We start from the raw sequence: 13,239 nt of genomic DNA, 5'->3' as shown, positions 1-13,239 counted from the left end.
GGCCATCCCGGCCGTGCTCAGGCAAAAAAATGCGAACAGCAGGCAAAGCCTGGTCCGACGTACCGAACGCCACATTTCTAGATCCCTCTAAATGGCCTTGTGCCACTATTTTTTTTCGGCGATCTTAGAGTGGCGATTTGATGGCGTCAATTAAATGTATGATTTTGTTTCAGCGTTGAAATGTTGATATCAAGTCGCAAGAAGCGTTAGAGACCGAATTCACCGCGCAACCCTATCCCTGCGCGAGTCAACCTCGGGCCCCCGGATTCTCAAGGCCGCCAAGCGCCCCCGCGAACAGCCATCGCTGATCAATAAAGATGTTCGCCGTGGGGGCCAAAATGGGGGCATCGAAAAGTTTTTCGGACCTTAAAAGACCGTTCCAGAGCCCAGTCAAAATGTTCTTCGGCGATCCTGAGAGTCTTTGATTCAAGCCGTCGCACACTTAAACGCTGGAGGATCGGGCACTCACAACGGCCCGCAAAAGAGCTGCAGGCACTGCTGCTGAGCCAGGTGGGTGGCGACCAGCAAAGTACGCCAACCCGCAAGGTCATATGACAGCATCTGCCATACAAGCCACAGCCAAAGATAACTGAGTTGGAACATCCCCCAGGTCAATCCTGGCTATCCATGGCGGTCAAGCATGGCGATTGTCCGCACCGCCCATGATGCAGCGGGCCTTGGCAACCGTATCTGCGGCCAGGCGCCCTTGCTCCACCAGTGCCTGCAGGGCCGTCACGCAGATCGCCTGGCTGTCTACCTCGAAGTAACGCCGCAGGGCGCCTCGGGTGTCTGAACAGCCGAAACCATCCGTGCCCAGCACCTTGAGCGGCGCACTGACATAGGGAGCGATGAGTTGCGCATAGGCTCTGACATAGTCCGTCGCCGCAACGACCGGCGCAGACCCGCCCAGGCATTGCTCGACATGCCCCAATGTCGTCTGCGTACCCGCCAGACGCGCGTGTTGGGCAGACCTGGCATCGCGTTCAAGCTCGCTGAAGCTGGTGACACTCCAGACCTGCACCGTCACGCCCCATCGCTCGCGCAGTCGGTTCGCCGCCGACAGCACTTCATTGAGGATCGCGCCGCTTCCAAGCAGGCGTACCAAAGGCGCTTCCGGCCCGGCGTCCAGTGTGTCGAGCAGGTACATGCCCTTGATCACATCCGCCTCGGCACCGTCCGGCAGCGGCCGCTGCAGGTAATTTTCATTGGTCACGGTGAGGTAGTAAAAGACGTCCTCCTGGGCGGTCATCATGCACTTGAGGCCATGGTCCACAATCACTGCCAATTCACCGGCAAAGGCCGGGTCGTAGGCTCGGCAGTTGGGCACGGTCGCCGCGACAACATGGCTTGAACCGTCTTGATGTTGCAGCCCCTCCCCGGCCAGGGTCGTGCGCCCTGACGTCGCCCCGATCAGAAAGCCGCGGGTGCGCTGGTCAGCCGCAGCCCAGATCAAATCGGCAACACGTTGGAAACCGAACATGGAATAGAAAATGTACACCGGCAGCATCGCCATGCCATGGGTGCTGTAGGCGGTACCCGCTGCGATCCACGAAGACATCGCCCCAGCCTCGGTGATGCCTTCCTCAAGGATCTGACCATCGCGAGCCTCGCGGTACGACACGATAGAATCCTTGTCCTCGGGTGTATAAAGTTGGCCCTGGGGCGAATAGATACCGTACTTGTGGAAGAGATTGGCCATGCCGAACGTGCGCGCCTCGTCGGCCACGATCGGCACGATGCGCTCGCCTAACACCGGAGCCTTGAGCAATGAGCCCAACATGCGCACGAATGCCAGGGTGGTGGACATCGGTTTGCTTTCCCCCGCTGACGCAAAGCCCGCAAATGCGCTGGCCGCCGGCGTTTCCAAAGGCACTGCAACGCTGCTGCGGCTCGGTAGGTAGCCGTGGAGGGCCTGGCGACGGCTATGCAGGTAACGCATCACCAGGCTATCGGCTTCAGGTTTGAACAGACGGGCCGCGCGAACATCATCGTCGCTCAAGGGCAGCGCGAAGCGGTCGCGAAACGCCAGTAGCGCCTCATCGTCGAGCTGTTTCTGCTGGTGCGCAATCATCTTGCCCTGCCCCCAGCGCCCCATTCCATGACCCTTCTCGGTCTTGGCCAGGATCACTGTCGGGCGCCCCTTGCAGGCCAGCGCGGCCGTGTAGGCGGCGTGAATCTTCAACGGGTCGTGGCCGCCACGGCGCATTTTCTCGAGCTGGCTGTCCTCCAGGTGCGCGACTTTCTCCAGCAACCGTGGGTGTCGAGCAAAAAAGCGTTGGCGCCTGGCCGCGCCGTCCAGCGTGGAGAGCGACTGGTATTCACCGTCAACGGTAATGTCCAGGTAATGCTGGAGCACGCCATCATGGTCCTGGTCGAGCAGTGCATCCCACTCGCTGCCCCACAGCACTTTGATCACGTTCCAGCCGGCCCCCAGAAACTGGGCCTCAAGCTCTTCAATCACTTTGCCATTGCCACGCACCGGGCCGTCCAGACGCTGCAGATTGCAGTTGATCACGAACGTCAGATTGTCGAGCCCTTCACGTGCCGCCAGGCCCAGTGCTGCAAGCGACTCAGGCTCGTCCATCTCGCCGTCGCCAAAAAAGCCCCAGACGTGGCGTGTCGACGATGGACGCAGGTGACGATGTTGCAGATAGCGCATAAAGCGCGCCTGGTAGATGGCGCTGATCGGCCCCAACCCCATGGAACCGGTGGGAAATTGCCAGAAATCAGGCATTGACCACGGGTGGGGGTAGGAACACAGGCCCTCCCCGCCGACTTCGCGCCGGTAGTTGGCCAGTTGGCGCTCGCTCAAGCGACCTTCGAGGTAAGCGCGCGCATAGATACCCGGCGCTGAATGGGCCTGGAAGAACACCAAGTCATTGGTTTCCCCGCTGGGCCCGGCGCGAAAGAAGTGATTGAAGCCTACTTCGAACAGGTCGGCCGCCGACGCGTAGCTGGCAATGTGGCCACCCAATTCGCCCTCACGGCGGTTGGCCTGGACCACCATGGCCATGGCATTCCAGCGGACCCACGCCGCCAGCTGGCGTTCCAGTTCCAGGTCACCACTAAAGAGCCCTTGCTCACTGTGATGAAGCGTATTGCAGTAAGCCGTGCGCAATGTGGTAGACGCTGCAATGCCGCAACGCCCGGCCTGCTTGATCAGGCGCTGCAACAAGTAGCGCCCGCGCGCCACTCCAACGTGGCGCACGACGCCATCAAAGGCGTCCAGCCATTCCCTGGTTTCCTCGGGGTCGACGTCAACGGGAAGCTGCAGCGCAGCACCCAGGTGCATCCCCCCAAGTCTGGCATCCATTGTCATGTTGATAGGCTCCGAAAAATTCAAAGTAGCGCGTCGGCATCCGGTTCCGGCGAGTGCTCAGCCGACCGCTCAGGTCACCAGGCCACCGTCCACCACCATGACCTGGCCGGTCACGTAGGCCGCGTCCTGCGACAACAGAAAAGCCACCACCTTGGCCACCTCTTGCGGGGCGCCGAAGCGACGCATGGGGATCCGGCTTTCCATTTCCGCCACCCGTCGCTCGTTAAGCTTGCGGGTCATATCGGTGTCGATAAACCCAGGGGCGACGACATTGAGACGTACGCCACGGGCAGCGAATTCAACTGCCATCGAGCGCGTCATACCGATCAAGCCCGCCTTGCTCGCGCAATAATTGGCCTGCCCAGGGACGCCGATCAGCCCGGAAATCGAGGCCATGTTGACCACCGCACCAAAGCCCTGCTCGACGAACAGCGGCAACACCGCCTTACAGGCATGAAACGCGCTGTCGAGGTTGCTGCCTATCACGCTGTGCCACTGTTCGGCGCTCATGGCCAACGCACTGCGGTCCTGGGTGATACCGGCGTTATTGACCAAGCCCTCCAGGGCGCCAAAGTGCGCCACGCAACGCTTGACCGCCTGCTCGATAGCAGTGGCATCGCGCCCGTCGGCACGCACCGCCAGCACCCGGTCGGTGCCTAGTAACGCCGCCAGTTCTTCGGCCTGTTCCGTGGTATTGAGGTAGGTAAAACACACGTTCAAGCCCCGTGCCACGAGGTCTTCGACTACCGCGGCGCCCAGCCCGCGTGAACCGCCGGTTACTAGAACCGTACGCATTGAGCTACCAGCGCCGTTGGATGTATCGGTCATGGATGCGCCTCCCTGGCAGGTGTATCGAAGGAAAAAATCTTTCCGGGGTTGAGAATGTTGTCCGGATCCAGCGTGCGCTTGATCGCGCGCATCATCTCGACGGCGCCTGCACCTGCCTGGTCGACCAGGTAGCCCTGTTTGTGCAGCCCGATACCATGTTCGCCGGTGCAGGTGCCCGCGAGCCGAATAGCCCGTGCCACCAGCCGATCGTTCAGTGACTCGGCCAATGCCCTTTGCTGAGGGTCGTCAGGATCAATCAAGTAGCCGAAATGGAAATTCCCGTCACCCACATGCCCTACCAGGAAATACGGCAGTCCTGTCGCATCGACTTCAGCGATGGATTCAAGCAGGCACTCGGCGAGGCGGCTGATCGGCACGCACGTATCGGTGCTGATTGCGCGGCAGCCGGGCTGCGACTGAATCGCGGCAAAATAGGCATGGTGCCGGGCCGTCCATAGCCGCCGACGCGCCTCGACGCTGGTCGCCCATTCAAACGCTTGGCCGCCCCACTCGCCAGCAATCTCTTGCACAGCCTGCGCTTGCTCACGCACACCCAGTTCGCTGCCATGGAACTCCATCAGCAGCATCGGCGTCTCGGGCAGTTCCAGTTTGCTGTGCACATTGACCATGCGCACGGTGTTGGCGTCGATCAGCTCGATTCGCGCCACGGCGATACCGGATTGAATGACCTGGATCGCCACGTTGACCGCTTGGTCGATGCTGTCGAACGAACATACGGCAGCGCAGATCGACTCCGGCACCGGGTGCAAGCGCAAGGTGATCTCGCTGATGATGCCCAATGTGCCTTCGCTGCCAACCATCAAATGGGTAAGGTCGTACCCGGCGCTGCTTTTTTTCGCGCGGGTGCCGGTACGGATGACATCGCCGCCGGCGGTGACCACTTGCAGGGCCAGCACATTCTCTTTCATCGTGCCGTAGCGTACGGCATTGGTCCCACTGGCACTTGTGGCGCACATGCCACCGATGGACGCATCAGCCCCAGGATCAATGGGAAAGAACAGACCGGTACTTTTCAAGGCTTCTTCAAGCTGGCGGCGGGTTACGCCCGGCTGCACGGTGACGCTCATGTCTTCGGTATGGATCGCCAGGATGTGGTTCATCTGGCTCAGGTCAAGGCTGATACCGCCCTGCACTGCCAAGAGATGACCCTCGACCGACGACCCCGCGCCGTAAGCGATCAGCGGCACGCGGTGAGCGGCCACCAGGCGTACGGTGTCAACAATGTCCTCGGTGCTGCGGGCAAACACCACGGCCTGGGGCAACGGCGCATCGACATAGGCCGACTCGTCGCGGCCATGCTGCTCACGTATGGCCGTCGCGGTCGAACAGCGCTCATCGAAACGCGCAGCGAGCGCCTCGATCAGCTCGGCCGGCGCTTCACGCAGTACCTGAGGGGTAAAGGCCTGGGCGAGTTGGGTCATGTCACTTCCTTATAAAATGCGCGGCATACTTGACGCTGCGCGCCCAGGCCAACCACTTCGGCCTCGACCACATCGCCGTCGCGTAGAAACGGCTGGTCTGGTCGTCCCAAGGCCATGCCGCCCGGGCTTCCGGTGAGGATCACGTCACCAGGGTGCAGCGTCATGAAGCGGCTGAGGTAATGAATCAGATGAGGTACGTCGAAGATCATGTCCTCGCTGCTGTCACGCTGCATGACCTCGCCATTGACCCGGCAGATCAGTTCCAGCGCCTGGGGCGACGGCACCTCATCAGCCGTCACCAGGTACGGTCCCAGCGGGGCAAACCCATCGAATGATTTGCCCTTGATCCATTGCCCGCCCCGTTCCAATAACCAACTGCGTTCGGACAGGTCATTGGCGGTGCAGTAACCCAGGATGCAGGCGGCCGCGTCAGCGGGCGTGGCGAGGTACTGAGCGCGACGCCCGATGACCACGCCCAACTCCACTTCCCAGTCGGTCTTGTCGCCGTCGACTGGCAGCACCAGGTCATCAAACGGGCCTCCCAACGCATGCACCGATTTGCTCGACACAATCGGCTCTTCCGGCACAGCCATCCCGGCCTCCCGCGCATGCCGGTGGTAGTTCAGCCCGATCGACAGGATCTGCCCCGGCCGTAAGGCCGGGCCAATACGCTCGTGCTCGATATGAACCTGGGGCAGTTGGGCCCATTCCAGCGTGAAGCGCCGTGACAACGTCTCCATTGCCGCTACGGCCAGCGCTGCCCCAGTCCAGTCATTGACCCACTCACTGAGGTCGCGCACCGAACCATCGACGCCGACTGCGCAGGGCCGCTCGCACCCCGGTGCACCGACCCTCAGCAGGCGCATGACAGCGCCTTGCGTGGGTTGAGGAAGCGTTCGAAAAACGCCGTTTCCTCATCGCTCATGGTGCGCGGATAGCGGCCTTCGTAATTGAAGGGTGCCATGGTGGTCGATGCCAGGGCGCACAACGTGTCGCCGTCGCGCACTTCATACTCGATCGTTACGGCGGCGGCACGAACGTCCGAGACCCACATATGGATGGCCACGGGTTCGTGGCGGTGGACCAGCGGGCGCTTGTACTCGATCGCATGCCTGACCACCACGGAGCCGCCGCTGAAGAAGGCATCGCCCTGCTCCGCGCCCAGGCGCCAGATAAAGTCCACCCGCGCTTCTTCGAGCAAGCGCAGGAACGAAACATTGTTGACCACCCCATATACGTCCATATCGGACCAGCGGACGGGGCATTGATAAATATGTACGGACATGGAAGTCTCCGCAGTGGCCGAAGGGGCAACGCGTGCGCTGGCGGTATTAGTCGACATTCGCGTGCACCTGCTTGCAGAACGCTTGGATATAGTCACCTTCTGCGATGGGCGCACGCAGTAGCTCAGGCGACAGGGCAAAGCCGTCGATCAGGGTCGACACGCAAGGGCGCAGGGCTACGCACTGCTGGTCGATCCTCCCTGGCAGCGACAGGGCCTGGCCGGCGTCGATAAGCTCATGAGCCAGAAACCACGCTGCGTCACGCTGCAGCAGGTTCAGGCCATAAAGCGATGCCAGGCCATTGAGCGCCGCCTTGGCCTCGTCCTGCTGCGCATGCAGCGCGGCACTCCAGAGTTGCTCCAGGGCCAAACGTTCACCACGCAGACGTGCAAGCTCAAGGCCGGGGTTCATGGCGTCGTTCCACACCTCGAAATAGCCGCGCTCGTCAGCGTTCATCTCCTCGCGAACCGTCAGCCACAGCTGGTACTCGCGAAAGGCGATAGCAGCGATCAACCACTCCGGCTCGGCCAGACGCCGCGCACGTGCTGGCCGCAGCGGCAACGGACCTTGCCAGGCCTGGGCGAGCAGTTGGCCGGCTACGGTCGCAAGCAGTACCAGGTTGTCACCTTCGGCCGTTACCAAACCTTGCAGCAGGGAACCGTAATCGGCGATGCGGTTAACGCTGAAAATGCCTTGTGCTCCACATCGCTCGCGGCACTCGGCGATAACGGCGGAGGCATCCCAAGTCGCCAGTGCCTTGGTGATGTTGATCAGGCTGACGACATCGGCAGCCGGCTCAGCTGTATTAGCCAGGAAACGTGCCTTGGCTTCGTTGAGCAGCAGCGTCATCGCATAGGTGCTGGCCAGTGCCGAGAACATCGCACGCTGGTAGCTGCGGTATTCGATGACCGGCATGTCGTTGGTCCCCGGGGCGTTGGTCAGCCGTTGCTGTCCATAGCGCAACGCGATGTACAGGCTCGCGCGACTTGCGCCCTGGGCGGCGCTGGCCACGCACAGGCGGCCTGGCACGATCCGCGACATGGCGCGCAGAAAGCGCGACCGGGCATTGCCTGCGCCGAGCACGAAGCTGCCATCTTCAGCGAAATGGCCCATGTCGCCGTGCAGCAGGCTGCTACGGGGCACACGCACGTTGTCGAACCAGGTCAGGCCGTTGTCCAGCCCTTGCACCGGTTTCTCCGGGCACAAGGCCGCGCGGATACCGGGGCATAGGCCTGCCTCAGTGGACAGCCTGATCAGGAACGGAAATACGCCGTGATCCTTGCCTTCGATTTTCAAGCGCGCCATCACGGTCGCGACTTTGGGGATATCGCCGAACCCACTATAGGACATGTACTTTTGCGCACCGGCACTCGGCGTGTTGAGCGTGAAGGTCTGGCTATGGCGGTCATACACCGCCTCGGTCTGCAACGCCGCGACGTTATTCCCAAAACCCAGTTCAGTCGCCATATAGGGGCCGAACGAGGTCAGTTCGTCCAGCGCCTCGGTGAGCCCGGCGATGTCCGGGCGGCCCTGGGCATGATCGAATACCGTGCCCAGGCACAGGTTGTAGTGGACCATCAGCAGCGAGAAGCTGGCGACGTCCAACAGGCTTGGCCATTCCGCCAAGGCAAACAGCCGACGCGGGTTAGCCAGAATCTGCAGCGGGCGTTCGAGCGCCGCGTGCACATGGCGGCTGCGGGCATAGGCCAGCCGTCCGGCTTGCTCCATGTTCAGGCCCGGCTGCGGGTCGAAGATCGGGTCGAGCAGCACCTCTCGGATGCTCTGGTGATGGCTCTCGAATGTGCCGGCGAATAGCAGGTCGCGCAGTTCGTCGCGCGCCAAGGGGGCGACAGTTCCCGGGTTGCTTGGATGAGTCATGACATGTCCTGTGCAGTGAGCAGCGAGGTCTCAGGCGGCGAACACCAATGAGACATTCTGGCCGCCAAATCCGAACGAATTGGAAAGCGCCACCTTGATCGGCTGCGCACGCGCCTGGCCGTGCACCAGGTCAACCGTTATCTGCGGATCGGGGTTGCGCAAGTTGGCCGTCGGCGGCAGCAGCCCGTGTTCAAGCGCGAGCAAGGTGTAGGCCGCCTCGATGGCACCGGCAGCGCCCAGCAGATGCCCGGTGACGCCTTTGGTCGAACTGACCGGCATGCGTGCACCAAACAACTCGGCGATGGCACGCGACTCAATCACGTCGTTGCCCGGCGTCGACGTGCCGTGGGCATTGACGTAATCCACTGCGTCAGCCTCGATACCGGCATCGCGCAACGCCGCCTGCATCGCCAGGCGGGCACCGAGCCCCTGGGGATGGGGCGTGGTGACGTGGTGACGTGGTGAGCATCTGCCGATGCGCCATACCCAAGCAGACGCCCGTGGCTGCGTGCACCTCGGGCGCGGGCATGCGCCTCGGACTCAAGCACGAACATCCCCGCGCCCTCACCGATGACGAAGCCGTCACGCGCGACATCGAACGGGCGCGATGCGCCGCCGGCATCGGTGTTGCGCGACAACGCCCGCATCTTGGCAAACGCGGAAACATACAAAGGGGTGATCGGTGCTTCCGCACCACCAGCCACCACGATATCGCAGAGCCCTCGGTTGATCAGGTCCTTGGCCATGCCCAGTGCGGAGGCCCCTGACGCGCAGGCCGAACAGGGGGCCAGGCATGGACCGCGTGCGCCCAGCTCAATGGCAACCTGCCCGGCGGCCATGTTCAACAGCCCCATGGGCAGGGTCAGCGAGGACACATCGTCAGGCCCCTCAGCAATCAGCACCGCGTGCTGCTGCTCCAGGGTGGCGGTGCCCCCAGCCCCGGAACCGATGATCACCGCCACACGGCTCTCATCTTTCCAACTGCCGGCCTTGAGACCGGCATCCTCCAGGGCCTGGCGCGCTGCCAGCAAGGCGAACTGCGCATAACGGTCCCACTGCCAGGGGCTCTTGACGCCCAGCAAGGCGCTGTCAAAACCGGGTACACGGCACGATATCTCCACCGGCATCGCTTTGAGGGTCTTGTCCGGCGTGGCCGTGGCTTCACCTGCCACCACCCGCCGCCAGTTCGCCTCGATACCGATGCCGGCGGGCGTGACCAGGCCGATACCGGTCACAACCACCGCTTCGGCGACCATCACGCTTTACCGTTGGCCAGTGCCAGAACGTCACCGACAGTGGCGACCTCCGACAGCTGCGCATCGCTGATCTGCACACCCAGTTTCTTTCTCAGCAACTGGGCCAGGTCGACCTGCGACAGCGAGTCGAAACCCAGGTCTTCAAGGGAGGCATCAGGGACGATACGGCTTTCTTCGATGTTGAAACGCGCGGCAATGGCTTGGGCGATAGCTTCGTTACTTACGGTCATCACATGACTCCTGTTGTGTGGAACTGTAGGTTGGGAAAAGTCTGAATCAGTCCTGCCACTCGCTGTTGCGGGTAGTCAGTTGCGGCCAGCGCAGTACGGTCGAGCCCCACGAGAGGCCCGCACCGAATGCACTCACCAACACACGTTGGCCGGCCTTGAGGTCGCCGCGCAGGGCCAGGTCGTTGAGAAGCAGCGGGATGGAGGCTGTCAGGGTGTTGCCCAGCCGCTGGATATTCACCGCCACCTTATCTGCGGGAAGGCCAAGCTCGAATGCCACGGATTGCAGGATGCGCACATTGGCTTGGTGACCGACGAACCAGTCGACCTGGTCCAGCGACCAGTGGGAGCGGTCCAGCACGCTCTGGGCCGATGTGGACATGCGTGCAACGGCCTGCTCATAGACCGCGCGACCGTCCATGTGCAGATAGAACTCACCCGGCGCTACCGCTTCATGGCCCAGCCCGGCGCTGGCCGAACGTTGTCGCGAGCCGCCGGCTGGGATGGCCAGCAGGTCCGAATGGGCACCGTCGCTGCCGAGGTCGAAGCACCCGAGCGCGCCGGCCTCGTCCACCTCGCCACGGCGCAGCACCACGGCACCGGCACCGTCACCGAAGATCGGTCGGGTGGCGCGGTCTTGCGGGTTGACGAAGGTGGTAAAGGCTTCAGCGCCGATCAGCAGGACACTGTCGGCGATGCCCGCGGCAATCAGTCCGGAAGCAGTGGCCAGCCCATACACGAAGCCGCTGCAGGCAGAGGTGATGTCATAGGCGGCGATGTCGCCCAGGCCCAGTACCGACGCCACTTCTGGCGCCACCGCCGGGCAGATGCGCTCCGGGGAGGTGGTCGCAACCACCACCGCCTGCACCGCCCGCCCCTCTGCCGAGGCGAGCGCACGGGCGCCGGCCTTGATGGCCAGGTCAAGCATGCTCAACCCATCACTGACCATTCGACGCTCACGAATGCCCGTGCGCGATTCTATCCATTCGGGCGTGGTATCCAGCCCGCTGGAAATTTGCTGATTGTCAATTATCTTAGGCGGAAGGCAGCCTCCCAGGCCACACAAGATCACAGTCACGATCAACTCCCTTGATTTAACGATGGTTCAGATGGTGTGTAGTGTTGGGCCCAGCCCTAGGTCACTTCCTGACGCGGGGCACGGCCCAGCGACCAACCAAAATTCATGCCCGCCGCCGCCAGCAGGATCGCGCTCGCGCCAAGCACTTGCAGGGCACTGAGCGGATGGGCGAAGGCAACCCAATCGACCAGGATGGCGACGATCGGATAGATGAACGACAGTGCGCCGACCAGCGCCGTGGGGATTTTCTGGATGGCGCTATACAGCAGGGTCGACATGAGCCCGGTATGGACCACGCCGATAATGATCAAGTACGTCCAGGCGCCCTCGACCGTATCGACGCTGCTGAAATCCACGAACGGCGCCAGGACCAGCACACCTACCACCATCTGGATCAGCACGATCAGGTGCGCGGGCAGGCCCTTGAGGCGCTTGGTGATCGCCGCCGCCACGGCGTAGAAAAAGGCCGAAGCCAGGGCCAGGCAGACGCCAAGCACATAGTCGGCGCCGGGGGCCTGCCCACTACCCTTGGCGGACACGATCAGCATCAGCCCGGCGAAGGCCAACAGCAGCCAGCCAACCTTGGCGGCGCTGAGGCGCTCAGCGAAAAACAGCACACCCAGACCGACTAGCATGAACGGCTGAACGTGGTAGACCACCGTGGCGATGGCGATAGAGGAATGTTTGTAGGCACTGAACAGCAGCACCCAGTTGAGAATCAGCGCCACCCCGCCCAGGCACACCAGAATGAACTGCCGGGCGGTGATCAGCGAGCGACGCAGCACCCCAAGCACCAGGCACGCGACCAGCATCGCCATGGCGCCGAATACGCAACGCCAAAACACCACGGCCTCCGGGCTCTGCCCCGACATGATGACAAACCAGCCCACCGTGCCGGAGATCACCATGGCCGAAATCATTTCGAGCGTCCCACGGGTTTGCGACTTCATCACTCACTGCTTCCTTGCCGTCGACATTGCCGTAACCTAAGCCGTCGTTCGCGGGGGTGGCTCGGCAAATCAAACTTTATAATGAACTAATGACCGATATACTGAACAAGGCGCCTGAGAGCGTCAACCCTTTTAAGGATGATTTAAAAAACAAATGACCGACATAGCGAACACTCTATTGAAAAACAACCCGAGCCGAATCGATCTGCTGGCGCTTTCAATCAAGCGCGAACGCTTGGCCGCTGGGCTTTCCTTGACCGAATTGGCGAAACGCGCCGGTGTGGCGAAGTCGACGTTGTCTCAGTTGGAGTCGGGAATCGGTAACCCCAGCATCGAAACCCTATGGTCGCTGGCGATGGCAATGGGCTTGCAAGTCACCCGGTTCTTCGAACAACCCCAGCAGCCGTTGCGGGTGATTCGCGCCAACGAGGGCATGACCACCTATGCCGAGACTGCCAATTACGCAGCGACACTGCTTGCCGATTGCCAGGCGGGAGTACAGCGCGACATCTACCGGCTCAAGGTGCAGCCCGGCGAAGTTCGACTGTCTCAGCCTCACCCACCGGGAACCGTAGAGCACGTAGTGCTGTGCAGCGGCAGCGCCCATATTGGCCCGGCGACTGGGCCTGTATTGCTGAATGCCGGCGACTACATCAGCTACCTGGCGAATGTGCCTCACGTGTTCGAAGCACTTGAGGCGGACACTACTGCAGTGATGGTGATAGAGCATTCCTGAGGTAGGCGCCATGGACACGCCAAATGCTAAATTTTGCCAGCACTCGCCCTTTCCGTTCGCTCGTGTACCACGAGCGACTTGGGGGTAAACGTGGGGGCATATCTGAGGGCATGCTTTGGATGGTTTAAAAAGGATACCCCCCGTCCAAGCTCCCACACTTCCCTTCACGAAAAACATGCGTCGATGCCATTAAAAAAGCAGAGCGACCTTCAGGGCAATTCGGCATGCCCATCGGCGTGAGG

12 protein-coding genes are annotated in these 13,239 nt (G+C 62.0%); 1 reads left to right on the top strand and 11 read right to left on the bottom strand.

The genetic code is table 11. From position 1 onward, the window contains the following. Window positions 1-634: 634 nt before the first annotated feature. The 11 genes from aceE to AC3ZU9_RS19205 all read right to left on the bottom strand — a co-directional run bounded on the left by aceE (window position 635) and on the right by AC3ZU9_RS19205 (window position 12,261). Complete coding sequence (gene aceE, locus AC3ZU9_RS19255; protein WP_490091194.1) at window positions 635-3,313, bottom strand: pyruvate dehydrogenase (acetyl-transferring), homodimeric type; 2,679 nt, start codon at window positions 3,311-3,313, stop codon at window positions 635-637. Between the two features lie 75 nt (window positions 3,314-3,388). Further along, the gene (fabG, locus tag AC3ZU9_RS19250; RefSeq protein WP_490091192.1) at window positions 3,389-4,147 is read right to left on the bottom strand and encodes a 3-oxoacyl-ACP reductase FabG; all 759 of its coding nucleotides are present in this window, start codon (window positions 4,145-4,147) and stop codon (window positions 3,389-3,391) included. Continuing rightward, complete coding sequence (locus AC3ZU9_RS19245; protein ID WP_490091191.1) at window positions 4,144-5,589, bottom strand: FAD-binding oxidoreductase; 1,446 nt, start codon at window positions 5,587-5,589, stop codon at window positions 4,144-4,146. The genes fabG and AC3ZU9_RS19245 overlap by 4 nt, the downstream gene beginning before the upstream one ends. After that, window positions 5,586-6,455 carry a fumarylacetoacetate hydrolase family protein gene (locus tag AC3ZU9_RS19240; protein ID WP_012724359.1) on the bottom strand — a complete coding sequence of 290 codons (870 nt, stop codon included), beginning with the start codon at window positions 6,453-6,455 and terminating at the stop codon, window positions 5,586-5,588. The genes AC3ZU9_RS19245 and AC3ZU9_RS19240 overlap by 4 nt, the downstream gene beginning before the upstream one ends. Further along, complete coding sequence (locus AC3ZU9_RS19235) at window positions 6,443-6,874, bottom strand: acyl-CoA thioesterase (protein WP_012724360.1); 432 nt, start codon at window positions 6,872-6,874, stop codon at window positions 6,443-6,445. The genes AC3ZU9_RS19240 and AC3ZU9_RS19235 overlap by 13 nt, the downstream gene beginning before the upstream one ends. Window positions 6,875-6,920: 46 nt before the next feature. After that, window positions 6,921-8,750 (bottom strand): acyl-CoA dehydrogenase family protein, encoded by a 1,830-nt coding sequence (locus tag AC3ZU9_RS19230; protein WP_012724361.1) that lies wholly within the window; start codon window positions 8,748-8,750, stop codon window positions 6,921-6,923. A gap of 30 nt (window positions 8,751-8,780) precedes the next feature. After that, window positions 8,781-9,158: a hypothetical protein gene (locus tag AC3ZU9_RS19225; RefSeq protein ID WP_490091190.1), complete on the bottom strand. Its 378-nt coding sequence runs from the start codon at window positions 9,156-9,158 to the stop codon at window positions 8,781-8,783. After that, on the bottom strand, window positions 9,068-10,006 hold the full coding sequence (locus tag AC3ZU9_RS19220; protein ID WP_490091189.1) for a beta-ketoacyl-[acyl-carrier-protein] synthase family protein: 939 nt from the start codon (window positions 10,004-10,006) through the stop codon (window positions 9,068-9,070). Before AC3ZU9_RS19220 ends, AC3ZU9_RS19225 begins: the two co-directional genes overlap by 91 nt. Further along, entirely contained in the window at window positions 10,006-10,236 is a 231-nt protein-coding gene (locus AC3ZU9_RS19215) for an acyl carrier protein (RefSeq protein WP_007936684.1), read from the bottom strand. The genes AC3ZU9_RS19220 and AC3ZU9_RS19215 overlap by 1 nt, the downstream gene beginning before the upstream one ends. A gap of 46 nt (window positions 10,237-10,282) precedes the next feature. Then, window positions 10,283-11,305, bottom strand: coding sequence for a beta-ketoacyl-ACP synthase III (locus tag AC3ZU9_RS19210; RefSeq protein WP_244886009.1), 1,023 nt, complete (start codon window positions 11,303-11,305; stop codon window positions 10,283-10,285). 62 nt (window positions 11,306-11,367) lie between these two features. Next, entirely contained in the window at window positions 11,368-12,261 is an 894-nt protein-coding gene (locus AC3ZU9_RS19205; protein ID WP_046036558.1) for a DMT family transporter, read from the bottom strand. A gap of 154 nt (window positions 12,262-12,415) precedes the next feature. Here AC3ZU9_RS19205 and AC3ZU9_RS19200 point away from each other — a divergent pair, with 154 nt between their 5' ends. Next, a complete protein-coding gene (locus tag AC3ZU9_RS19200) occupies window positions 12,416-12,997 on the top strand; it encodes a helix-turn-helix domain-containing protein (protein WP_012724366.1) in 582 nt (193 codons plus the stop codon). Window positions 12,998-13,239: the final 242 nt, after the last annotated feature.

This window comes from Pseudomonas sp. A39 (genome assembly GCF_058145955.1).
The sequence above is the reverse complement of the archived record's forward strand: the minus strand, read 5'-3'. Positions and strand labels throughout refer to the sequence as shown.